The organism is Pseudomonas sp. NY15435 (assembly GCF_048068295.1).
Taxonomy (GTDB): domain Bacteria; phylum Pseudomonadota; class Gammaproteobacteria; order Pseudomonadales; family Pseudomonadaceae; genus Pseudomonas.
The window spans coordinates 328,999-352,331 of the sequence record NZ_JBLUQA010000003.1; the positions used below are offsets into that span (position 1 = coordinate 328,999).

22 protein-coding genes and 1 pseudogene are annotated in these 23,333 nt (G+C 64.9%); 12 read left to right on the top strand and 11 right to left on the bottom strand.

What is annotated here, in order from left to right; translation table 11 throughout:
* Positions 1-68: 68 nt before the first annotated feature.
* The gene (gene soxR / locus ACNFH5_RS08710) at positions 69-530 is read right to left on the bottom strand and encodes a redox-sensitive transcriptional activator SoxR (RefSeq protein ID WP_416745217.1); all 462 of its coding nucleotides are present in this window, start codon (positions 528-530) and stop codon (positions 69-71) included.
* A 74-nt stretch (positions 531-604) separates the two neighbouring features.
* Here soxR and ACNFH5_RS08715 point away from each other — a divergent pair, with 74 nt between their 5' ends.
* Positions 605-961: an antibiotic biosynthesis monooxygenase gene (locus ACNFH5_RS08715; RefSeq protein ID WP_416745218.1), complete on the top strand. Its 357-nt coding sequence runs from the start codon at positions 605-607 to the stop codon at positions 959-961.
* A gap of 110 nt (positions 962-1,071) precedes the next feature.
* On the opposite strand, the gene ACNFH5_RS08720 is transcribed toward ACNFH5_RS08715, so the two are convergent.
* The 4 genes and pseudogenes from ACNFH5_RS08720 to ACNFH5_RS08735 form a co-directional block, all read right to left on the bottom strand.
* Positions 1,072-1,515, bottom strand: a complete 444-nt coding sequence (locus ACNFH5_RS08720) for an acetyltransferase (protein WP_416745219.1) — start codon at positions 1,513-1,515, stop codon at positions 1,072-1,074.
* Positions 1,516-1,693: 178 nt separating this feature from the next.
* A pseudogene (locus tag ACNFH5_RS08725) lies at positions 1,694-3,304 on the bottom strand (ATP-binding cassette domain-containing protein).
* Positions 3,305-3,547: 243 nt separating this feature from the next.
* Positions 3,548-4,141 (bottom strand): tRNA-uridine aminocarboxypropyltransferase, encoded by a 594-nt coding sequence (locus ACNFH5_RS08730; protein WP_416745220.1) that lies wholly within the window; start codon positions 4,139-4,141, stop codon positions 3,548-3,550.
* A complete protein-coding gene (locus ACNFH5_RS08735; RefSeq protein ID WP_024765259.1) occupies positions 4,138-5,034 on the bottom strand; it encodes a LysR family transcriptional regulator in 897 nt (298 codons plus the stop codon). Before ACNFH5_RS08735 ends, ACNFH5_RS08730 begins: the two co-directional genes overlap by 4 nt.
* A 288-nt stretch (positions 5,035-5,322) precedes the next feature.
* On the opposite strand from ACNFH5_RS08735, the gene speB reads away from it, so the two are divergent.
* The 6 genes from speB (at position 5,323) to ACNFH5_RS08765 (ending at position 12,427) form a co-directional block, all read left to right on the top strand.
* Positions 5,323-6,282 carry an agmatinase gene (speB, locus tag ACNFH5_RS08740; RefSeq protein WP_045212323.1) on the top strand — a complete coding sequence of 320 codons (960 nt, stop codon included), beginning with the start codon at positions 5,323-5,325 and terminating at the stop codon, positions 6,280-6,282.
* A 16-nt stretch (positions 6,283-6,298) separates the two neighbouring features.
* Positions 6,299-6,709, top strand: coding sequence for a YybH family protein (locus ACNFH5_RS08745; RefSeq protein ID WP_045212325.1), 411 nt, complete (start codon positions 6,299-6,301; stop codon positions 6,707-6,709).
* Between the two features lie 25 nt (positions 6,710-6,734).
* Positions 6,735-8,249 (top strand): purine-cytosine permease family protein, encoded by a 1,515-nt coding sequence (locus tag ACNFH5_RS08750; RefSeq protein ID WP_416745221.1) that lies wholly within the window; start codon positions 6,735-6,737, stop codon positions 8,247-8,249.
* Between the two features lie 132 nt (positions 8,250-8,381).
* Positions 8,382-9,761, top strand: a complete 1,380-nt coding sequence (locus ACNFH5_RS08755; protein WP_416745222.1) for a sodium:solute symporter — start codon at positions 8,382-8,384, stop codon at positions 9,759-9,761.
* 115 nt (positions 9,762-9,876) lie between these two features.
* Complete coding sequence (locus tag ACNFH5_RS08760) at positions 9,877-11,478, top strand: 5-guanidino-2-oxopentanoate decarboxylase (protein WP_416745223.1); 1,602 nt, start codon at positions 9,877-9,879, stop codon at positions 11,476-11,478.
* 223 nt (positions 11,479-11,701) lie between these two features.
* Positions 11,702-12,427 carry an MBL fold metallo-hydrolase gene (locus tag ACNFH5_RS08765; RefSeq protein ID WP_416745224.1) on the top strand — a complete coding sequence of 242 codons (726 nt, stop codon included), beginning with the start codon at positions 11,702-11,704 and terminating at the stop codon, positions 12,425-12,427.
* Between the two features lie 56 nt (positions 12,428-12,483).
* Here the strand turns inward: ACNFH5_RS08765 and ACNFH5_RS08770 are convergent, their stop codons facing one another.
* The 4 genes from ACNFH5_RS08770 to ACNFH5_RS08785 all read right to left on the bottom strand — a co-directional run bounded on the left by ACNFH5_RS08770 (position 12,484) and on the right by ACNFH5_RS08785 (position 16,128).
* A complete protein-coding gene (locus ACNFH5_RS08770; RefSeq protein ID WP_260403232.1) occupies positions 12,484-12,618 on the bottom strand; it encodes a PA1414 family protein in 135 nt (44 codons plus the stop codon).
* A 174-nt stretch (positions 12,619-12,792) separates the two neighbouring features.
* Positions 12,793-13,731, bottom strand: coding sequence for a DMT family transporter (locus ACNFH5_RS08775; protein ID WP_416745225.1), 939 nt, complete (start codon positions 13,729-13,731; stop codon positions 12,793-12,795).
* Positions 13,732-13,886: 155 nt separating this feature from the next.
* Positions 13,887-14,984 (bottom strand): extracellular solute-binding protein, encoded by a 1,098-nt coding sequence (locus ACNFH5_RS08780; RefSeq protein WP_416745226.1) that lies wholly within the window; start codon positions 14,982-14,984, stop codon positions 13,887-13,889.
* Positions 14,985-15,087: 103 nt separating this feature from the next.
* Entirely contained in the window at positions 15,088-16,128 is a 1,041-nt protein-coding gene (locus ACNFH5_RS08785; protein ID WP_416745227.1) for a histone deacetylase family protein, read from the bottom strand.
* A 241-nt stretch (positions 16,129-16,369) separates the two neighbouring features.
* On the opposite strand from ACNFH5_RS08785, the gene ACNFH5_RS08790 reads away from it, so the two are divergent.
* From ACNFH5_RS08790 to ACNFH5_RS08800, 3 genes are all read left to right on the top strand, one after another.
* Positions 16,370-18,829 (top strand): DUF3772 domain-containing protein, encoded by a 2,460-nt coding sequence (locus ACNFH5_RS08790; RefSeq protein ID WP_416745228.1) that lies wholly within the window; start codon positions 16,370-16,372, stop codon positions 18,827-18,829.
* Between the two features lie 199 nt (positions 18,830-19,028).
* A complete protein-coding gene (locus tag ACNFH5_RS08795) occupies positions 19,029-20,075 on the top strand; it encodes a class I SAM-dependent methyltransferase (RefSeq protein ID WP_416745229.1) in 1,047 nt (348 codons plus the stop codon).
* Positions 20,076-20,206: 131 nt separating this feature from the next.
* The gene (locus ACNFH5_RS08800; RefSeq protein WP_416745230.1) at positions 20,207-20,776 is read left to right on the top strand and encodes a hypothetical protein; all 570 of its coding nucleotides are present in this window, start codon (positions 20,207-20,209) and stop codon (positions 20,774-20,776) included.
* Positions 20,777-20,852: 76 nt separating this feature from the next.
* On the opposite strand, the gene ACNFH5_RS08805 is transcribed toward ACNFH5_RS08800, so the two are convergent.
* A complete protein-coding gene (locus ACNFH5_RS08805) occupies positions 20,853-21,068 on the bottom strand; it encodes a DUF3079 domain-containing protein (protein ID WP_138520417.1) in 216 nt (71 codons plus the stop codon).
* 24 nt (positions 21,069-21,092) lie between these two features.
* Here ACNFH5_RS08805 and ACNFH5_RS08810 point away from each other — a divergent pair, with 24 nt between their 5' ends.
* Complete coding sequence (locus tag ACNFH5_RS08810) at positions 21,093-21,629, top strand: hypothetical protein (RefSeq protein ID WP_416745231.1); 537 nt, start codon at positions 21,093-21,095, stop codon at positions 21,627-21,629.
* A complete protein-coding gene (locus ACNFH5_RS08815) occupies positions 21,616-22,182 on the top strand; it encodes a hypothetical protein (RefSeq protein ID WP_416745232.1) in 567 nt (188 codons plus the stop codon). Before ACNFH5_RS08810 ends, ACNFH5_RS08815 begins: the two co-directional genes overlap by 14 nt.
* Positions 22,183-22,206: 24 nt before the next feature.
* Here ACNFH5_RS08815 and ACNFH5_RS08820 read toward each other — a convergent pair whose 3' ends face one another.
* Positions 22,207-23,226 carry an AraC family transcriptional regulator ligand-binding domain-containing protein gene (locus ACNFH5_RS08820; RefSeq protein WP_416745234.1) on the bottom strand — a complete coding sequence of 340 codons (1,020 nt, stop codon included), beginning with the start codon at positions 23,224-23,226 and terminating at the stop codon, positions 22,207-22,209.
* Between the last annotated feature and the right edge of the window lie 107 nt (positions 23,227-23,333).

Consider the following 23,333-nt stretch of genomic DNA (forward strand, 5'->3'; position numbering starts at 1 on the left):
GCGAGCAAGCTCGCTCCTACAGGTGCCGGGTGCGCCATGCAGGAGCGAGCTTGCTCGCGAACCCTCCATCACTCATCCCCCCGCCAATGCGCCCCCGGCCCCTCCTCCGCCAACTTGTCGCCCGGATTGCGCAGCGGGCAGGCCTCCATCGATAGGCAGCCACAGCCGATGCAGCCATCGAGCTGGTCGCGCAGCAGCAGCAACTTCTCGATCCGCTCGTTCAGGTCATCCCGCCAGCGTGCCGACAAGCGCGCCCAGTCCGCTGCCGACGGGTTGTGCCCTTTCGGCAGCGAGCCCAGCGCCTCGGCGATCTCGCCCAGGGGAATGCCGACCCGTTGCGCGACCTTGATCACCGCCACCCGGCGCAGCGTGTCCCGCGAATAGCGGCGCTGGTTGCCGGCATTGCGCGCGCTGCTGATCAGGCCCTTGGCCTCGTAGAAGTGCAGCGCGGAAACGGCAACGCCAGCGCGCCTGGCCAGCTCGCCGACACTCAACTCGCGGTGCATCGAACAGGAAGAAGATTCTTTCATGGACTATTGACCTCAACTTAAGTTGAGGTTTTACCCTCGCCAGGCATTCGGTTCAAGCCAGGGAGCCAAGGAACATGACGCAACCCGCCCCGATCACCGCCCATGCCTGCGTGGACAACCCTCACTTCGTGCTGCAGATCGAGATCGACGTAACGCCGCAGCAACGCCCGCACATTGCCGCGCGGCTGTGCGATTACCTGTCGCACCTGCAGGAGCTGTTCTACCTGCGCCCCGGCTACCTCGCCAGCGAGCTGCATGCCGAAGGCGAGCCGCCGCGCCTGGTAGGCCGCCTGCACTGGCGCCGCCAGGAAGACTGGGAAGCTGCCTGGGACTGCCGCCACACCGCCAGCGACCTGTTCGCCGACAGCCTGCTCAAGCTTGGCGCGCGGAGCATCCGCTTCGGCAGCGGCGAGACCGAGCGCACAACGTAACCCCCGGCTTTTTGTAGGAGCGAGCTTGCTCGCGAACAAACCCATCGGTGGCGTCCGTTCGCGAGCAAGAACTAGGCGTCCCCCCTCGCTCCTACAAGTTCTGCCTGTGCTTATTGACCGCCCGGCAGGCTCATGTGCAGCAGCGGGAACGGCCGCCCCTCGCCATCCAGCGGCGATCGCCCGGTCTGAGCGAAGCCATAGTGCAGATAAAAACCCACTGCCTGAGGATTCTGTTCGTTGACGTCGACACTCAAGATCCCGCGCAACTCGCGCACGAAATCCAGCAGCGCGCGGCCCAGGCCCCGTCCCCGGCTATCCGGATCGATGAAGAGCATCTCCACATGGGATTCGTTGAGGCCGATGAAGCCCTGCGGGCGGTCTTCGCTGTCCACCGCCACCCAGACCTCGACGGCGGGCAGATAGAGGTCGCGAACCTGAGGCAAAAGCGCCTCGATGTCGGCGGGTTGCAGGAAGTGGTGGGTCGCGCGCACGGCGCTCAGCCAGATATCGAGCAGGCGCGAGTTGTCCGCGGTGATGCGTTGGCGAATGAGCATGAATCCATCCTGATTCAGCAGATCACAAAGGGATAGCACGCCACACAAGGTGACGGCCGCAGGAGCGTCGGCAGCATGAATGCCCGCTTCGCGAATCAACGCCTGGGCGGAGCACGGCAGAGGCAGCCGGAAAGAGAGGGAGGTCGATCCTACCCAGCCCTTCCCGGCCGGTAAAGCCTCACTCAGCCAACCAACGCCAGCCGCCCGCCCCACACTCCAGCCGCGCCTCCAGTTGCAGCCGGCCGAGAAACGCCTCGTCATGGGACACCACCAGCAGCGCGCCGCGGTACTGCCGCAAGAGGTTTTCCAGCGCCTCGCGAGACGGCAGGTCGAGGTGGTTATCCGGCTCGTCCAGCAGCAGCAACTGGGCTGGATGCTCGGCGTAAAGCTCGCACGCCAGCGCCGCCTTCAGTCGCTCGCCGCCGCTGAGCAGCGCACAGGGCAACTCGACCCGGGCCGCCGGCAATCCCAGCTGCGCCAGCCGCGTCCGCAACAGCGACGGCTCCGCCGCTCGATTACGCTCCTGCAGCAGTTCCAGCACCGAGCGCTCGGGCGATAGCGCGGCGAGATGCTGATCCAGGTAGGCACTGCGCACCTTCACCTGGCAAGAACCGGCCGCTGCGGCGAGCACGCCTGCAACCACCTTGAGCAGCGTCGACTTGCCGCTGCCGTTGCGCCCGGTGATCGCCACGCGGCGCGGCCCGCTCAGTTGCAGGTCCAGCGGCGCAGCATTGCCATACGGCAGGCGCAGCGCCTCCAGCATCAACACCCCTCGTGACTCGGGCAACTCACAGTCTGCCGCGTGCAGTACCACCGCAACGTCTTCGCGCAACTGTTCGAAAGCCTCCTACACCTCCTGCGCCAGCCGCTCGCGGCGGTCATCGTGCTGCGTGGCCAGGCGCGCAATGCTGCCTTGGCTGCGTTCCTTCTGCCGATCGACAAGGATCTTCGCCTGGTTCGCCTCCCTGGCATCCTTGCGCCCCTTCGCCTGCCGATGCTCCTGGCGCTCGCGCTGCTCCTGCATGGCGTGCTGCTGGCGATCGCGCTCCAGCTTGCGCCGCTGCAACTCGCGCTGGGCAGTGTCCTGCTCCTGCTGGCGAGTCTCACGGTAGAAGGCATAGCCGCCGGAGTAGCTGCGCAAACCAGAGGACGACAGCTCGACGATCCGCTGCATACCGTCCAGCAGCTGACGGTCATGGCTGATCAGGATCAGACCGCCGCGCCAGCGCTGCAGTTGCTCACGCAAGGCCTCGCGCCCGGCGCGGTCCAGATGGTTGCTCGGCTCGTCGAGAATCAGCCAGTCCGCGTCGCTGAGCCAGGCGCCGAGCAACGCTACCCGCGTGCACTCACCACCACTGAGGCACGAGGCAGGCGCATCCGGCAGCAGATGGGCGAGCCCGGCGGCTGCCAGCTCGGCTTGCAGGCGGGCGCGGATATCCCAGTGGCCGTCGAGTTGCTCGAAGTCTGCCGGTTCGACTTCACCGGCTTCGACCCGGGCCAGCGCATCCAGCAGCGGTTGTACGCCGGCCAACTCCGCGACGCTGCGGAACGCTTGCGGCTCGATATGTTGCGGCAGGTAATGCACCGGCCCGGACGCCAGACGGCGACCAGCGCTGGCGGCCAGTTCGCCCGCCATGATCCGTGCCAGCACGGACTTGCCCGCGCCATTGCGCCCGACCAGCGCGGTGCGGCGGTCGTCGAAGGTTTCGTTGAGGTTGCTCAGCAGCAGCTCGCCGCTGGGCAATTGGAAAGAGACGCCTTGCAGCGCCAGGGTGAACGGGCTCGTCATGCGCAGTACCAGATTGATGCCGGAATTCCCCCGGAAACGGGCCAGGGAAGGAAACGGGCCGTGAAACCACGGCGGCATCAATTGCGCATCGGACGAACACCTCGCGAAGGGGAATGAGGGGCGCAGTATAACGAAACCAGCCCCACCGTGCTCTTGTAGGAGCGAGCTTGCTCGCGAACCCGCCCCACTCCGCAGTCGCCGGACAATCGGTTCGCGAGCAAGCTCGCTCCTACGAAAAGCGGGTCAGCGGCGCGGCCCGTGGTTGCGCTGGAAGGTCTCCTCGCCCATCGCGGCGATCTGCCCATCGATCAGCGCATCGAACGGGCGCAGCAGGTCGGCATGGGATTGCGGCGCATCCAGCACATCGAGCGCATGCACTATCGCTTCGATAGTGGACAGCGCGCCTTCGGCCGGCGCCTTGCGCAGCCGGTAGCGCGAGCTCAACCCACCCGGCAGCACCACGCGCGGCAATGTCCCGAGATTGGGGTTGAGGTGCAGCAGCTTGCGCGCCTTGCGCCAGGTGCCGTCGGGGACGACCAGCAGGCGTGGTTTATCCACAGGACGGGCGGCCAGTTCGGCCAGCGCCACGGCGGATTCGTCGGGGAACAGCAGCCAGGCGTCCCAGGCGGACAGATCGAGGTCAGTGAAATCCTCACCGACCATCAGCTCCGCATTGGCCAGCCCAAGCGCCGCCAGCCGTGCGGTGTTCAGCGCATGTCCGACCTCACTTGGATGCTGTAACAGCAGAACGCGGGTAAGGTTATCCACAAGGGGAATCAGCGCGCACAGGCAGTGGTTCAGCGGGCGCTCGCAGCGCGGGCAACGGGCGCGGCTCATGACTGGCTCGGCTGGGTGCGCAGCAGGTCGCGGAAGTTCTGGATCAGCGGCTCGCGGGAACGGCCGCGGCGCAGGATCAGCGAGAACGGTGCCTGGTAGCCGAAGGTCGCCGGCAGCAACGCACGCAGGCGGCCCTGCTCCACCCAGGGGTGGGCGTAGTGTTCGGGCAGGTAGCCGATATAGCCGCCGGAGAGAATCAGGATCAGCTGCGCCTCCATACTCTCCACGGTGCCGGCGCTGTGCTTGAAGCCGTGCCGCGCCAGCTCCGCCTGGCTCCAGTAGCCACGGCCGACCATGCGCTGCTGGGTGATCAGCTCGGCGGGAATGCGCCGTCCGTCGAACAGCGGGTGGCGGTCGCTGCAGTACAGCCAGTGCTGCTCTCTATAAAGAGGCTGGTAGACCAGGCCGTTCATCCGACTGAAGAAGGAGCCGATGGCCAGGTCCAGACGGTTGTCCAGCACCGCCAGTTGCAGCTCGTAGGGGCTCTGCACCTGCAGGTGCAGGTGTACCGCCGGATGCAGGCTGCTGAAGGAACCGATCACATCCGCCAGTGGCAGCGCTGGGTCGCTCACGGTGGAGTCCAGCACGCCGAGGTTCAGGGTGCCGCGCAACTCCCCTTTCAAGGTCGCTGCGTAGCGCTCGAAACCTTCCAGCTCGCCGAGGATGCGCAGGGTTTCCTGATGGAACAGCTCGCCCTTGCTGGTCAGCCCGAAGCCGCCGCGACCACGGTGGCAGAGCACGATGCCCAACTGGTTCTCCAACTGGCTCATGTAGGTGCTGATCGCCGAGGTCGACAGGTTCAACTCCTGCTGGGCGGCGGCGAAGCCCTGGCTACGCACCACGCAGGCGAAAATCCGCAGCAGTTTGACGTCGGGCAATGCGCTGGCGCTCATGAAGACTCCGCAAAACCGCGGCCGGGCCGCTCTAGTTCAGTACTTTCTGTACCTGAAAAAAGGATGATAGCAAGCCAGCTATCTATTCAGGAACCGCAGGCCACAAGCCCGGCGGGCCGTCTGCTGCGGCAAGGTAGCGCAGTCTAGCGACCGTTATTAGTTTAGAAAACTCTGAAGTGATTATTTGTAGCCAGCGATTTTTTCCACTACCCGGTGTGATGAGAATCCGGTCTCAGTATTCAACAAGCCTGTTTCCACGAAGACAGCGATCAGCCTGAGGCCCTCCCCATGGACAAGAAACTTCACCAGCCCCTGGGCGGTAACGAAATGCCGCGTTTCGGCGGCATCGCCACCATGATGCGCCTGCCGCATATCCAGTCCCCCGAAGAGCTCAACCAGCTCGATGCCGCCTTCGTCGGCGTGCCCCTGGACATCGGCACCTCCCTGCGCTCCGGCACTCGTTTCGGGCCGCGCGAAATCCGCGCCGAGTCGGTGATGATCCGTCCGTACAACATGGCCACCGGCGCTGCGCCGTTCGACTCGCTGAACATCGCCGACATCGGTGACGTGGCGATCAACACCTTCAACCTGATGGAAGCCGTACGCATCATCGAAGAGGCGTACGACAAGATCCTCGACCACGGCATCCTCCCGCTGACCCTGGGCGGCGACCACACCATCACCCTGCCGATCCTGCGTGCCATCCACAAGAAGCACGGCAAGGTCGGCCTGGTCCACATCGACGCCCACGCCGATGTGAACGACCACATGTTCGGCGAGAAGATCGCCCACGGCACCACCTTCCGCCGCGCGGTGGAAGAAGGCCTGCTGGACTGCGACCGCGTGGTGCAGATCGGCCTGCGTGCGCAGGGCTATACCGCTGAAGACTTCAACTGGAGCCGCAAGCAGGGCTTCCGCGTGGTGCAGGCCGAAGAGTGCTGGCACAAGTCGCTGGAACCGCTGATGGCCGAAGTTCGCGAGAAAGTCGGCGGCGGCCCGGTCTACCTGTCCTTCGACATCGACGGCATCGACCCGGCCTGGGCGCCCGGCACCGGCACCCCGGAAATCGGCGGCCTGACCACCATCCAGGCGATCGAGATCGTCCGTGGCTGCCAGGGCCTGGACATCATCGGCTGCGATCTGGTCGAGGTCTCCCCGCCCTACGACACCACCGGCAACACCTCGTTGCTCGGCGCCAACCTGCTGTACGAAATGCTCTGCATCCTCCCGGGCGTAGAGCGCCGCTGAGCGCACGAGCACAACAATGAATAACGACGCCTGCGTAGCACAGGTGCTGGAGGCTGCCCGCGATCTCGTGGCAGCCTTCGCGCGCACCGACACCGAAGCCTACTTCGCCGCGTTCAGCGAAGACGCCTCCTTCATTTTCCACACCTGGCCGGTGCCGCTGCTCTCGCGCGCGGCCTACCGCGAGGTGTGGGAAGGCTGGCTGCGTGACGATGGCTTCGAAGTCCTTGACTGCCTTTCGAGCAACACCTTTGTGAGCCTGCAGGGCGAAGACGTGGCCGTGTTCTGCCACGACGTCGCCACGCGGCTGCGCATCCAGGGAGAGGAAAGCCTGAACCACGAACGGGAGACCATCGTCTTCCGCCGTGATCCGAAACAGGGCCGCTGGCTGGCCACACACGAGCACCTGTCACCGTCGCCGACGCCATAAAGACAGGGCTCCCCGGGAGGAAGTCATGGATAACAAGAACAACGCACACGCAATCACAACGATCGAGACATTCGGGGTCGAACAGATCCCGGACAATGAACGCAACGCCACGCCCACCGACCTGTTCCGCATGATCTTCGGTGGCGCCAACACCTTCGCCACCGCCGTGCTCGGCAGCTTCCCGGTCCTGTTCGGGCTGTCGTTCCAGGCCGGCGTCTGGGCCATCGTCCTCGGCGTGCTGGTCGGCTCGATCATCCTCGCACCGATGGGCCTGTTCGGCCCGCTCAATGGCACCAACAACGCGGTCTCCTCGGGCGCCCACTTCGGCGTGCACGGGCGGATCGTCGGCTCGTTCCTGTCGCTGCTCACCGCCGTCGCCTTCTTCTCCCTCTCCGTGTGGAGCTCGGGCGATGCACTGATCGGTGGCGCCAAGCGCCTGTTCGACCTGCCGGAAACCGACCTGACCCTGGGCCTGGCCTATGGTCTGTTCGCCGTGCTGGTGCTGATCGTCTGCATCTACGGCTTCCGCTTCATGCTGATGGTCAACAAGATCGCCGTATGGGCCGCGAGCCTGCTGTTCCTGCTCGGCCTGTTCGCCTTCGCAGGCCCCTTCGATGCAGGCTACGCCGGTACCGTGCAGATGGGCAGCGAAGGTTTCTGGGCCGCCTTCATCGGCGCCGCCCTGCTGGCCATGAGCAACCCGGTATCATTCGGCGCCTTCCTCGGTGACTGGGCGCGCTACATTCCGCGCCAGACCTCGCAGAAGCGCATCATGCTGGCGGTGATCTGCGCCCAGCTGGCGACCCTGATTCCGTTCCTGTTCGGCCTGGCCACCGCGACCATCGTGGCCGTCAACGCCCCGGACTACATCGCGCAGAACAACTACGTCGGCGGCCTGCTGGCCGTTTCGCCGAGCTGGTTCTTCCTGCCGGTGTGCCTGATCGCGGTGATCGGCGGCATGTCCACCGGCACCACCTCGCTGTACGGCACCGGCCTGGACATGTCCAGCGTGTTCCCGCGTCTGCTCAACCGCGTGCAGGCCACCCTGCTGATCGGCCTGCTGTCCATCGCCTTCATCTTCATCGGTCGCTTCGCCGCGAACCTGGTGCAGAGCGTGTCCACCTTCGCCGTGCTGATCATCACCTGCACCAGTCCCTGGATGGTGATCATGATCCTCGGCCTGATCATCCGTCGTGGCTTCTACCACGCCGATGACCTGCAGGTGTTCACCCGTGGTCAGGAAGGCGGCGCCTACTGGTTCCACAACGGCTGGAACTGGCGCGGCATGGGCGCGTGGATTCCGAGCGCGGCCCTGGGCCTGTGCTTCGTCAACCTGCCGGGGCAGTTCGTAGGCCCCCTGGGCGACCTGGCCGGCGGCATCGACATCAGCCTGCCGGTCACCCTCGGCATGGCCGCCCTGCTCTACGTCGCCCTGCTGCGCACCTTCCCGGAACCCGCTGGCGTGTATGGCCCCAAGGGCCCGCGCTGGGTTGCCAGCCATGACCGCCCGGTGCGCAGCATCAGCGAGCCAGCAGCCTGATTCACCGTCCGTGACCTGACACGGACCGCACCACCCCAAAGCCTCCATCGGACCGGTTGCCGCCGGTCCGATGGCCTACCGCACGCCACAAGCGCGCGGCAACAATGACAATGCAAGTGTGAGGAGCCGACCATGGCGTTAGATCTGATCGTCGTACTGATATATGCCGCTGGCATGTTGTGGCTGGGTTATTACGGCATGCGCCGCGCCAAGACCCACGAAGACTACCTCGTGGCCGGTCGCAACCTCGGCCCGTCGTTCTACATGGGCACCATGGCCGCCACCGTCCTGGGTGGCGCCTCCACCGTGGGCACCGTGCGCCTGGGCTACGTCCATGGCATCTCCGGCTTCTGGCTGTGCGCCGCCCTGGGCGCCGGCATCATCGCGCTGAACCTGTTCCTGGCCAAACCGCTGCTCAAGCTGCGCATCTTCACCGTGACCCAGGTGCTGGAACGTCGCTACAACCCGATGGCCCGCCAGGCTTCCGCGGTGATCATGTTCGCCTACGCGCTGATGATCGGCGTGGTATCCACCCTGGCCATCGGCACCGTCATGCAAGTGCTGTTCGGCCTACCCTTCTGGGTGTCCGTGCTGCTGGGCGGCGGCGTCGTGGTGATCTACTCCACCATCGGTGGCATGTGGTCGCTGACCCTGACCGATATCGTGCAGTTCATCATCAAGACCGTTGGCCTGATGTTCATCCTGCTGCCGATCTGCCTGTACCGCGTGGGCGGCTGGGACGAACTGGTGGCGAAGCTTCCGGCTACCGCCTTCAGCTTCCACACCATCGGCTACGACACCATCATCACCTACTTCCTGATCTACTTCTTCGGCATCCTGATCGGCCAGGACATCTGGCAGCGCGTGTTCACCGCCCGCGACGAGAAGGTCACCAAGTACGCCGGCACCGCCGCGGGCGTCTACTGCGTGATCTACGGCCTGGTCGGCGCGCTGATCGGCATGTGCGCCAAGGTGCTGCTGCCTGACCTGGACAACGTCAACAACGCCTTCGCCGCCATCGTCAGCGCCGCCCTGCCGGACGGCATTCGTGGCCTGGTGATCGCCGCTGCCCTGGCCGCGATGATGTCCACCGCCAGCGCCGGCCTGCTCGCCGCTTCCACCACCATCACCGAGGACCTGCTGCCGATCGTCACCGGCCAGCGCTCCACCCGCCTGAGCCTGAACCGCATCTGCACCCTGGTTACCGGTGTCGTGGTCCTGGGCATCGCCCTGGTGGTGAACGACGTGCTCAGCGCGCTGACCCTGGCGTACAACCTGCTGGTCGGCGGCATGCTGATCCCGCTGATCGGCGCCATCTACTGGAAGCGCGCCACCACCGCCGGCGCCATCACCAGCATGGCCCTGGGCTTCATCACCGCCCTGGTGTTCATGCTCAAGGATGGCTTCGACGCCAACACCCCGATCTACTACAGCCTGTCCATCGGACTGATCAGCTTCATCGTCGTCAGCCTGCTGTCGCCTCGTCCGGCAGCGGTCGCCGACGCGGCCTGATCCAACGCTTGCGCAAGGCAAGAGGGCGCGGCGAGATGATCTCCGCGCCCTCTTTGCTTGATGGCCACGACCTCACACCAGACACGACCTCACTCACGAACTCTAAGGAACTGCCATGACCACCTGCGGCGAATTCCTCGTCAAGCAACTCCAAGCCTGGGGCGTCGACACCGTCTTCGGCATCCCCGGCGTGCACACCGTCGAGCTGTACCGCGGCCTGCCCCACAGCAGCATCCGCCACATCACCCCGCGCCATGAACAGGGCGCCGGCTTCATGTCCGACGGCTACGCACGCGTCACCGGCAAGCCGGGCGTGTGCTTCATCATCACCGGCCCGGGCATGACCAACATCCTCACCGCCATGGGCCAGGCCTACGCCGACTCCATCCCCATGCTGGTGATCAGCAGCGTCAACGAGCGCTCGCGTCTCGCCCACGGCAACGGCTACCTGCACGAGCTGCCGAACCAGCGCGCCATGGTCGCCGGCGTCAGCGCCTTCAGCCACACCCTGATGAGCGTCGAGGAACTGCCCGCCGTGCTGGCCCGCGCCTTCGCCGTGTTCGACAGCGAGCGCCCGCGCCCGGTGCACATCGAACTGCCGCTGGACATCATCACCGCCCCGGCCGACCACATGCAGGTGCGCCCGCGCGTGCAACTGGCGCGCCCTGCCCCGGCCCGCTCGCCGCTGCATGAAGCCGCCGCCAAACTGGCCAAGGCCAAGAACCCGCTGCTGCTGCTCGGCGGCGGCTGCGTCGAGGCCCAGGCCGAAGCCCGCGCCCTGGCCATCGCCCTGGACGCGCCGACTGCGCAGACCATCAACGCCAAGGGCCTGCTGCAGCCCGAACACCCGCTGCTGATCGGCAGCAACCAGTCGCTGGTGCCGGTGCGCGAACTGGCCGAGCAGGCCGACGTGGTGCTGGCCATCGGCACAGAGCTGGGCGAGACCGACTACGACGTGGTGTTCGATGGCAACTTCAAGATCGGCGGCGAGCTGATCCGCATCGACATCGACCCGCAGCAACTGATGCGCAACTACGCGCCGAGCATCGCCATCCACAGCGACGCACGCACCGCCATGCGCGCCCTGCTCGAATTGCTGCCGGCCCGCGAAGCCGACGCCAACAGCCCTGGCGCACAACGTGCAGCCAAGGTGCGCGCGCAACTGGCCGAGGACTTCAGCGGCTGGGCGCACTACCGCGAGCTGTTCGGCAAAATCCTCGAAGTGCTGCCCGATGCGCGCTTCGTCGGCGACTCGACGCAGACCGTCTACAGCGGCAACCACCTGGTGGAACTGGACGGCGGTCGCCGCTGGTTCAACGCCTCCACCGGCTACGGCACCCTCGGCTACGGCCTGCCGGCGGCCATCGGCGCCAAGCTCGGCGAGCCGGGCCGACCGGTGATCAGCCTGATGGGCGATGGTGGCCTGCAATTCACCATGACCGAACTGGCCAGCGCCGTGGAAGCCAAGGTGGGCATCATCGTCCTGCTGTGGAACAACCACGGCTACGGCGAGATCAAGCGCTACATGGAACGCCGCGACATCACCCCGCTGGGCGTGGACATCTACACCCCGGACCTCCTCGCCATCGCCAAGGGCTTCGGCTGCGCCGCCGAGCGCGCCCGCGACCATGCGCACCTGCAGGAGCTGCTGCGCAACGCGCCGAGCGATCGTCCGCTGATCGTGGAAGTGATGGAAGCGGCGCCCTTCGCGCCTTAATCCGGACCGAGGCGGGTTATCCACAGCCCGATCCGCCACCTCTCCTGTAGGAGCGAGCTTGCTCGCGAACCACCCAGCTCGGAACTGTTCGCGAGCAAGCTCGCTCCTACGAGAGCCCCAAACGCTCCGAGCTTGGCCCTGCTATCAATCAATGGCACGGTGTATCGGCGTACAACCGCGAACGGTTGTACGCCCTACGTTCAGCACAACAAGGCGCACCGCCATGAAAATCGTCACCCGCGACCGCTGGTTCGAGGTCCGCCACTGCTACGACGGCGTCAGCCTGATCCACGAGCCCTACGTCCGCCCCTTCTACCGCTGCAACATGTGGCATATCCAGGGCCGCGACCGCGACGTGCTGGTGGACAGCGGTTCCGGCCTGGTCAGCCTGCGCGAGCAACTGCCCTGGCTCACCGACCGCCCGCTGCTGGCCGTGGCCAGCCACACTCACTTCGACCACATCGCCGGCCACCACGAGTTCGACGAGCGCCTGGTACACCCGGCCGAAGCCGACATCCTCGCCAGCCCCGATGGCGAACGCACCCTGGCCACGGCCTTCGTCGACGACGAGATGTTCGACGCGCACCCGGATTGCCCGCTGTGCTATGCCGAATACCGCGTCAAGGCCGCACCGGCGACCCGCACCATCGATGAAGGCGACGTGCTCGACCTCGGCGACCGCACCCTGCAGGTACTGCACACTCCCGGCCACTCGCCGGGCGGCATCAGCCTGTGGGAAGAAAAGACGCAGACACTGTTCTCCGGCGACATCATCTACGACGGCCCGCTCATCGAGGACGCCTACCACTCCAACCTCGACGACTACGCCGCCAGCCTGGCGCGCCTGCGCGAACTGCCGGTGCGCACCGTGCACGGCGGGCACTTCGACAGCTTCTCCGGGGAACGGTTGAAGGGAATGATCGACGACTGGTTCAAGACCCACGAATGACGGACAAGAAAAAACCCGCCGACTGGCGGGTTTTCCTTTTGCGGTAGCGGGCGCGATCAGTAGCGCCGGCGCTGCTCCATCAGGCGACGTTGCTCGTCGCTGCGGATCGGGATGGGTTGCAGACGTGGAGGCTCGATCAGGCCGAGCGTGACACCGAGTTTCCACGCAATGCTTTGCAGCCAGACTTTCATGGATACCTCCTCGTGCGAATTCAGGTCGGGCGGCCCGTTACCACCATGGGCCGCCCTAGGAAGAATAGCCCGGCGTCCCACTCTCCGCCCGTGCCACTCACTCCTTGAAACAAAGACTATCGCCTTACCTCGTCGCAGCGCCTGACCTGAATCAAGAGCGCGACAATTCCCGCATCAGCGGCGAAGCATCCGGCGAATCCACTGCTCACTGCTCACCAGGGTGATACCCGCCAGCACCAGCACGGCGCCGGCGACGAAGTTCAGGGTCAGCGGCTCGCCGAGGATCAGCACGCCGAAGGCGATGCCGAACATCGGCGTCATGAAGGAAAACACCGCCAGGTTCGACGCCAGGTAGCGGCGCAGCAACCAGAACCAGGTGAAATAACTGAAGAACGACACCACCAACCCCTGGAACAGCACACTGCCCACGCCGATGGCGGTGAAGCTCACGTCCTGGGTCTTGCCCAGCGCCAGCGCGGCGAAGGGCAGGAGCAGCGCGGCGATCAGCAACTGGTAGAACAACGTCAGGATCGGTTTCGCCTCGGACAACCGCGTGGTGCGCACCGCCACCGTGGTCATGCCCCAGGAGAAGCCCGCCAGCACGCCGAAGGCATCGCCCAGCAACATGCGGCTATCCATGTTCGCCAGGTCGAACCCGCCACCGAAGCACATTGCGATCCCCGCGAAGCACACACCGATGCCCAACCATTGCAGCGGCCGAAGCCGTTCGCTGGGCAGCAGGAAGTGCAGCGCCAGCGCCGAGAAGATCGGCGCCGTATAGATGAACACCGCCATGTGCGAGGCCGACGTGTAGACCAGCCCCTGGGCGATGAAGAAGAACTCCGCGGCGAACAGCACGCCGGCCAGCAGCCCGCCCTTGACGGTGCCATGGCGAAGGAAGCCTTCCCAGCCGCCGCGCCAGCACATCAGCAACCCCACCACCACGGCAGCCACCAGGTTGCGCCCGAAGGCCTGCATGATCGGCGCAATGTCGTGCGCGGCCAGTTTCACCATCACCGCCTGGATACCCCAGATGATGCACAGGCCGGTCATGACCTGGATGGCAAAGGCATCGGCGCCCTTGCGCTCGACGATGGTGGCTTGGGTATTCATGACAAGGCTCGGCAGTAATGGGCTCAGCAATCAAAGAAAAGCGGGAAGCCCAAAGAACAATCGGCGGACTTCCTCAAAGAAAGTCCGCCGATCATGCCAGTTCGCAGCAGCTACCCGCCAACGGAAATCCGCTGTTCAGAGCACCGCCAGCGACATTATTTCCCGGATTTCACCTGGGTCCAGGTGCGGGTACGGATGCGCTCCAGCTTCGGCGGCAGCATTTCCACCGAGAACAGCTTGGCCTGCACGTCCGCCGGCGGGTAGACGTTGGGGTTGTCGTGCAGCTCCTTGGAGATCAGCCCGTCCGCCGCCTGGTTCGGGTTGGCGTAGGCGACGTAGTCGGAGATCGGCGCGACCACTTCCGGGCGCAGCAGGTAGTTGAGGAAGGCGTGGGCCTGCTCGACGTTCTTGGAGTCCTTCGGAATCGCCAGCACGTCAAACCAGGCCGCGGCGCCTTCCTTGGGAATGCGGTACTCGATATGGATGCCGTTGCCCGCTTCCTTGGCGCGGTTGGCCGCCTGCATCGCGCCGCCGGACCAGGCCAGGGCCACGCAGACATCGCCGTTGGCCAGGTCGGTGACGAACTTCGAGGAACTGAAGTAGGTGATGTTCGGACGCAGCTTGGCCAGCAGAGCCTCGGCCTTCTTGTAGTCGTCCGGATTGTGACTGTTGGGCGACAGGCCCAGGTAGTGCAGGACCTGCGGAATCACCTCGGTGGGCGAATCGAGGAAGGCCACGCCACAGGACTTCAGCTTGGCCAGGTTCTCCGGCTTGAACACCAGGTCCCAGGAGTCCACCGGCGCGTTGTCGCCAAGCACGGCCTTGACCTTGTCGACGTTGTAGGCGATGCCGTTGGTGCCCCACATGTAGGGCATCACGTACTGGTTGCCCGGGTCCTTGCTCTCCAGCACTTTCAGCAGTGCAGGGTTGAGATTCTTCCAGTTCGGCAGCTTGCTCTTGTCCAGCGGCTGGAACACGCCGGCCTTGAGGTAGTTGGGGAGGAAACTGTCGCTGGGCACGACCACGTCATAGCCCGAATGACCGGACAGCAGCTTGGCTTCCAGCACTTCGTTGCTGTCGTAGACGTCGTACTGCGGCTTGATGCCGGTTTCGCTCTGGAAGCCCTTGAGGGTGTCCGGACCGATGTAGTCGAACCAGTTGTAGATGCGCACTTCCGGCGCAGCGCTGGCGGCGCTGGCCGTGACGAGGGTGGCGGCGGCGAGCAGGCCGCGCAGCGCGGTATTCTTGTTCATGTCCTTCCCCAGTTGGATGCGCTCGCACTCTGACCACTACAAACAGCGGGTCGCGAGCCAATAAATGCAGTGGGGCGGATCAATGTCCGCCCCACCTTGCCGATCAGCGTGCAGCGCTTTCGTAGCCCTGCAGCACGTTCACCGCGTTGACGCCAATGGCCTCGACCGCGTACCCCCCTTCCATGATGAACAGGGTCGGGATACCCAGGGCAGCGATGCGCTCGCCCATCTTCAGGTAGTCCGGGCTGTCCAGCTTGAACTCGGAAATCGGGTCGTCCTTATACGTATCCACGCCCAGCGATACAACCACCGCGTCCGGCGCATAGTCAGCGATCTTCCGGCAAGCGTCGTCCAGCGCGGCGAACCAGCCGTCCCAGCCAGTGCCGTGCGGCAGCGGGTAGTTGTGGTTGTAGCCTTCGCCGGCGCCTTCGCCATGCTCGTTGGCGTGACCGAGGAAGTACGGGTACTCCACCAGCGGGTCGCCGTGGATCGAGGCGAACAGCACGTCGTTGCGGCGATAGAAGATGTCCTGGGTGCCGTTGCCGTGGTGGTAGTCCACGTCGAGGATGGCCACGCGCTTGGCACCCTGGTCGAGGAAGGCCTGGCTGACGATGGCGGCGTTGTTCAGGAAGCAGTAGCCGCCCATGAAATCGCTGCCGGCGTGGTGGCCCGGCGGACGGCACAGCGCGAAGGCAGTGCTGGCGCCCTGGCGCATGTGGTCCTGGGCAGTCAGTGCGACCTGGGCCGAGCTGTACACGGCCTGCCAGGTGCCGGCGGTGATCGGCGCCTCGGTGTCGAAGCTGTAGTGGCCCACTTCGCCCATCAGCGCAGTCGGGATCGGGCCGTCACGCAGCAGGCGGCGGCCCGGGAAGGTGGTGGAGACCAGGTCGCCGGTGTGGCCTTCGGCCGCCCAGCGCGCCCAGGCGCCCTTGAGGAATTCGACGTAACGGGCGTTGTGCGCGCGCAGGATCGGCTCCATGCCGAAGTCCTTGGGCTCGATGATCTCGCCCAGGTTTTGCGACTTCACGCGGGCCAGCACGGTGTCCGCGCGGCTGGGCATCTCGAAGCAGGGCTGGAGTTTGCCGTCGACCAGTTCGGACTGGCCGAAATGCAGGCGGTGATCGTCGCTGTACACGGTAAGCATGGGAGTACCCTCTGAAGGATTCTTGTTGTCCGGTGGCGGAATTCTGCCCAGCGCCTGCGCTTCGCAAAACAGCGGGAGCGGCCAAAAGGGGATCGATGTGGCCAGAATTTATGACCCTTAACCATCTGCATCCGCGGATTGGGCGAATTCGCCCAGGCGCAGCCGCGCTATGCTCCAGGGAATTGCCACGGCGCTGCTGGGTCAATACCCGATAAGCGTTTTGACCACAGGATGGGGGATCATGCGGGAAACCTTCTTGCGCGCCTGCTATGGCGTGCTGCTGATGCTGAGCTTGTTGTTCACCGGAGCGGAACTGGCGCTGGCGGGAGAGCCCACCGACGTACAGGCCGGCGCCGGGATCGAGCTGCCCGACCTGCCTGACGATGCCAGCCTTGACCAGTTGAGCGACCGTCTCGAATTGATCCGCCAGCGGGTATCGGCCGACAGCGACGATGGCCTGCTGTCCAATCTGCGCCAGGCCGCACTGGGCGTACAGGCCCGCGCCGAACAGAGCGCTGCGGACATCACCACGCAACTGGCGCGCACCGAAGACCAGCTGAAGGTCCTCGGCCCGATGACGCCCAACGAGGCGGCGAGCCTCACCAACCAGCGCAACGACCTGCTCGCCGACCAGAAGCAGCAGCAGAAGCAGCAGGACCGCGCCAACCAGCTGGACAAGAATGCCCAGGACCTCGCCGCGCAGATCGTCAATCTGCGCCGCAGCCAGTTCAACTCGCAGATCGCCACGCGCTACCCGCCGCCATTGAGCCCGCGCTTCTGGTCCAGCCTGATCCGCCCGACCGACGACGACCTGTCCCGCCTGCAGGCGATTCGCGGGCAGATCGGCGATGCCTTCGCACTGACCTGGCAACCGGAACACCGTTGGCCCTTCATCGCCTGCCTGATGGCTGGCGCGCTCCTTTGGATTCCCGGCCGGCGCCTGCTGGAACAGATGCTGACCAAGGCGATGATCCGCTGGATTCCGGTGGGCCGACTGCGTCGCAGCGCCCTCGCCGTGGCGGTCAGCCTCGCCACCATTCTCACCCTGGGCGGCGGCGCCGCGCTGATCCGCGAAGGGCTGGACTGGCACGATCAACTCAATAACAGCATGACCAGCCTGGGCGATCAGTTACTGACCCTGGTGATCTTCTGCACCTTCACCGCCGGCCTGGGCCGCGCCCTGCTCGCAGTGCAGCGACCGTCCTGGCGCCTGCCTGACCTCCCCGACCCGGTGGCCGACGCCCTCTCCCCCTTCCCGTGGCTGATGGCCTGGCTGTTGCTGGTACTCGGCACCCAGGAGCGCCTGAACAGCGTCAGCGGCGCCAGCCTGGCGTTGACCGTCGCGGTGAACGCCATCACCGCCATCGCTACCGCCGTGCTGTTCTCCATCGCGCTCTACCGTTACCGGCGCGCGCGGCGTGAGAGCGAGGGCCACGAGACGTCGGCGTTGGCCGGGATCATTGTGCTGGCGATGATGATCACCGTCTTGCTCATCGTCCTGGCACTGGTCAGCGGCTACCTGTCGCTGGCGTATTTCCTTGCCGGCAAGCTGCTCTGGGCGAGCGTTGTCTGCGCTACCGGCTACCTGCTTACGACCCTGTTCGTCGACCTGTGCGAAGCGCTGCTCTCCCCCCGGCAGAAGCTCGGCGCGCGGCTGGCTGAGAACCTGGGCGTCGACCCGCGCCACCAGGCGCAGTTCGCCACCCTGCTGACCGGCGCCGGGCGCACCCTGCTGGTGCTGTCCACGGTGCTGATCGCCTTTTCCACCACCGGCACCAGCCCCGGCGAGTTGCTCCAGGGCCTGGTACGGCTGGTGGAAAGCGGGCAATCCCTGGGCCGGCTGAACATCGTCCCGCAGGACATCCTGCTGGCGCTGGGCACCCTCGCCGCCGGGCTGTTCGGCCTGCGCCTGCTCAAACGCTGGCTGGCCGAGGAACTGCTGCCGGAAACCAGCATGGACGTAGGCATGCGTGCCTCGCTGGTGACCCTGGTGGGTTACATCGGCATGGTCATCCTGGTGCTGCTGGTGCTATCGGCACTGCGTATCAACCTCACCAGCCTGACCTGGGTGGTCAGCGCCCTGTCGGTGGGTATCGGCTTCGGCCTGCAGGCCATCGTGCAGAACTTCATCTCCGGCCTGATCCTGCTCACCGAGCGCCCGGTGAAGGTGGGCGACTGGGTCAGCCTCACCGGCGGCGTGGAGGGCGACATCCGCCGCATCAACGTGCGCGCCACGGAAATCCAGATGTCCGACCAGTCCACGGTAATCGTGCCCAACTCCCAGTTCATCTCGCAGAACGTGCGCAACGTGACCATGGGCAGCGCACTGGGCGTGGTCGGCATCAACCTCACCCTGCCGCTGGATACCGACGTGCAGAAGGTCCGCGAACTGATGCTCAAGGCCTATACCGAGCACCAGAACATCGTCGAGACGCCGGCCCCTTCGGTGACCTTCAAGGATCTGAGCGCCACTGGCCTGACGCTGGCCGCCTCGGGCAACGTGAGCAGCCCGCGTGCGGTGTATGGCACCAAGAGCGACCTGCTGTTCACCATCTTCAGTGGCCTGCGCGAGGCCGGCATCAGCCTGACCGTGGCGCAGAACCTGATTCTGCAGCGGCCACAGGTGGTTCGTGAGCAGAGCGCCGGCGAGACGGCAGCACCGCAAGTCGGCGACGACACCGGAGCGAACCCGCCGCCGTAGAATGAAGTGGTTACGCCGGCGAGGCGGTCGCTTCGCCGGCCTTCGCGCAACAGTCCCGCACGGGAGTCGCCGTTGCGCCCGCAGCGTCCCGTGCCCGCCGTTGGCCGGCGCCCGTCGCGGCACCCGGCATTGCCGCTTGCCGCCTTCCTTCCTCGGTTGCCGCCGGGCCTCCCTGCGGCCTCGTACGGGAGTTCGCGCGATGGACGAAGCCAGACTCAACGAATTCATGGGCAAGCTGGTCACCGACATGGGTGGCGCGGCGATGCTCGCCAACATCATCCTGGGTGAAGAACTGGGCCTCTACAAAGCCATGGCCGATGGCCAATGGCTGAGCCCGGCGCAACTGGCCGAGCGCAGCGGCTGCAATGCCCGCCTGCTGCGCGAGTGGCTGAGCGCCCACGCCGCCTCCGGCTACATGGAGCATCAGGACGGCAACTTCCGCCTGCCCGAAGAACAGGCCATGGCGCTGGCCATCGAGGACTCGCCGGTCTACGTCGCCGGCGGCGCCTCCGTGGTCGCCGCGCTGTACCACGACAAGGACAAGCTGGTCGCCGCCATGCGCGGTGACGGCGGCCTGGCCTGGGGCGATCACCACCCCTGCATGTTCTCCGGCACCGAGAAGTTCTTCCGCCCTGGCTACCGCGCGCACCTGGTGGCCGAATGGCTGCCGGCCCTGGACGATGTGGTCGACAAGCTCCAGCGTGGCGCACGGGTCGCCGACGTCGGCTGCGGCCACGGCGCCTCCACCATCGTCATGGCGCAATCCTTCCCGGCGTCCAACTTCGTCGGCTTCGACTACCACCAGCCGTCCATCGAAGTGGCCAACCAGCGCGCGGATCAGGCCGAGGTGGCCAGTCGCGCCAACTTCCAGCGCGCCAGCGCCAAGGACTACCCCGGCAACGACTACGACCTGATCTGCTTCTTCGATTGCCTGCATGACATGGGCGACCCGGTGGGCGCCGCGCAGCACGCACGCCAGGCACTCAAGGCGGACGGCACCGTACTGCTGGTGGAGCCCTTCGCCAATGATCATCTGGACGACAACCAGAACCCGGTCGGCCGGCTGTTCTACGCCGCCTCCACCTTCATCTGCACACCCAACTCGCTGTCCCAGGAAGTCGGCCTGGGGCTTGGTGCCCAGGCGGGCGAGTCGCGTCTGCGCAAGGTATTCGAGGAAGCCGGTTTCAGCCGCTTCCGCCGCGCCGCCGAAACGCCGTTCAACCTGATCCTCGAAGCACGCCCCTGATTGACCAGAGACCCGCCGCAGCCCCGGATTCCGGGCGCTGCGGCGTGGAAACAATTCGTCATCTGGCCGTCATCAATCCGTTACGTGGCGCCCTGAAACTCGCAGGCTTTCAACCCAGGGAAGCCCCCAAGATGTTCAATAAAAAGACTGCCAACAAAGCTGCATCTCTCGCCCTGCTCGTTGCCGCCCTCGCCGGCTGCGCCGCGCAGGCTCCGGTAGCCAGCAAGGAAGCCACCCCCAACAACGACGACTGGTACCTGGTGCGTACTGACGAGACCCTCTACCTGTTCGATGACGCCGCTGTCTACCGTGACTACATCGTCACCGGCAAGACCACCTACACCAAGGAAGTGGGCGAGAAGGACAAGTTCGGCCAGAACGTCGTACTGGTCGTACGCGCCGAGGACAAGGACAAGGACGCGAAGAAGATCGCCTCCTACCAGTTCTACAAGCAGAGCCTGCCGCCGGCCGCCGGCTTCTACGGCGAAATCCGCCAGGAAGGCGTGATCTATGTGGCCCAGCGCTACGGCGACATGGTCGACATGAACGGCCTGGGCGAACCGATCTTCCGCCACACCGAAATCGCCAGCGGTCCCAACGGCGAACGCGTGGTCTACCTGATGCAGAAGGAAGAGAAGAAACCGGTCGGCCTGATCGCCCGCTTCCAGAAGATCTACGGCATCACCCCCGCCAAGGGCTGATGACGAAAAAGCGCGCACTCCGGGGAGGGAGTGCGCGCTTTTGCCTTGACCGGCGCCGCAACGGCGCGGGTATACGCTAGCTGGAGGGCTCCAGCTGCACCGCAGGAATCGTCTTCGGCGCCTCGATACCCCAGTCACCGAACAGGTACCAGTCATCACCGAGCATCTCGGCTGGATGCATGGTGCGATCCGCGCCATTGCCGCAGGCCAGGTTGGTGGCCGGGCAATAGCGGTCGCAGCCCCAGCAGATACGCTCGGGGTGCGGCGGGTTGAGCGGGAATTTCTTGGCCATGATCAGGCCCTCGGAGGTTTCCTTGTGGGATTCCTCAAGGCTATGGCAAAAGAATATGCCGGCATTGTCCTGAGACAAGATTTTAGTAGTGGCGCAGAATTCCACTCATCATTTGCCCCAAGACATCAGGGCAGACAACCGAAAATGGACTTTCCAATGAGCAAACTAGCCTGCCATTGCGGCCACATCATTCGTGATCAATCCGATCAGTTACCGTTCAAGGCAACAGTCATCAGAGACCGAGATGAGGGTCGGCTACTTGAAAAGATTGGAGAAGCGGCAGTCAATCTAGTTGCCGCGGCAAGGGAAGGGAATATCGATCAATTAATTGCGGACCGATTCGGACCCAACTGGCGCCCCAGCTTTCGTGTTGCCGTGGAAGAGATTGTCACTCAGCCATACATAGGCGAAATATCCATGGCTTACGAATGCGAAGCATGCGGCCGCCTCTGGCTGAATCGAAAGGGCAGCAATGCTTTCCTCTCCTACTCGCCCGATAGCAACAGATATGAAGGTGTGCTATCGCCCGCTGACATGCAGGAAACTCATGAAGAAAAGTAACCTGAATCGATTGTTCGAGAATCGTGAGGCGTTGCGATGGTCGCTGCTCCAGGCACCGCAGACGACACATCACATTGTCGAACTCGTGAGCAGCGATGAGGGCTTGGCAAGCGCGAACTTTTTCCTGATCGACAAAGCCAAGAAACTTGAACCAGTACAAGCATTGATCGCGCTGCTCAGTATCGAGTTGCATTTCTACGAAGAATGGGAGTTGGACGAAACCACCGAGAAAAACGTCGACCTGATCATCGATCACTGGCTACTGAAAAGCTGCGACCACTTGAAATTCCAGGAAATCTCATCGGCTATCGCGCTAGCCGAGATCAGAGATACAGCCAACGCGATAATTCGGCATTTAGCTCTACGCGACAGATCGAGACCAGCCCGGGGTGGTATCTACATCGATACAGCCCAAACAGAAGACTTCCCCCTTCATCTCCTTACCAGCAGCACGCCTTCGACGCTGGGTAATTTCTCTCGCTGGAATGAAAGAGAGATTTTCTACGAAACATCCACTCACTTCGTGTTGTTCAGCTGGAGCACCAGCGCCTGATTCTGGCGGTACCCTACGACTATCTTACGCACGGAAGTGACTGGGCGGCTGTCCGCTCCAGCGCTGGAAGGCGTGGCGCAGGCTGGCCGTCTCGCTGAAACCGAGTTCTTCGGCGATGCGGTAGATCGGCATGTCGCCGTCCTGCAGCAGTTCCTTGGCACGGGCGAAGCGCAGTTCGTCGAGCAATTGCTGGTAGCTGGTCTGCTGTTGCTGCAGGTGGCGGCGCAGGCTGCGCGAGGAGCAATTGAGGCGGCGCGCCAGTTCTTCCAGGCCCGGCGGCTCCTGCAGGCGCTCGCCGAGGATCGCGCGGACCTTGTCCAGCCAGGCGCGGCGGGCGGCCAGGTCGATGTTCTGGCGGCGGCACTGTTCGAGCATTTCCCGGTGGGTCACGGCGTCGGCCAGCGGCAGGCGCATGTCCAGCCAGCTCGCGGGGAAGCCGATGGCGCTGCGCGAGCAGTTGAAGCTCAACTGGCAGCCGAAGAGCGTGGCGTAAGCGGCACGGCGATCCACCGGCCCCTCATAATCGAACTCCGCGCGCACCAGCGGCAGCGGCTGGCCGAGCAGGTCGGCGCAGGCCACCTTCAGCGAGCCCAGGCACAGCTCGGTGTTGAATGGGCGCAGCTCTTCCTCTTCGCCGTAACCGGTGGCAACCAGCCAGGCCATGTCGCCGTCCACTTCCAGCGCGAGGTGGAAGTAGGTGCCCAGCAATACCGGGTAGCTCAGGCCAATGCGCAGCGCCTCGCCCAGGGTCGGCGCGGAGATCAGCGCATAGCCCAGCAGGCCATAGGCGGTGATCCGCGTGCGCACGCCAAGGCGCAAGCCGAGGGCCGGCTCGCCCGCGAGGTTCTGCACATTGCCGAAGACCTGCTGCTCCTGCCAGGGGCTGACCAGCCGACGCAGGTCGAGCAGGTCGTCACCGGTGATGCCACTGCCCTCGAGGATGGACTCGCGGCTGTGCCCCTCGGACTCCATCAGTGCGACGGTCAGCGAGGTCATGTGCAGGGAGTTGAGCCAGGTGGAGCGGGAGAAGGTCAGAGGATTCATTCGATGCCCATCGTAGACGCTACGGCGCGCCGCCCGATGTTACCGCGGCAGGCGCAGGTCAGGGTGAGGCAAGTTGCGTGCCGGCCACCCGGCGTGGCCGTATCGAT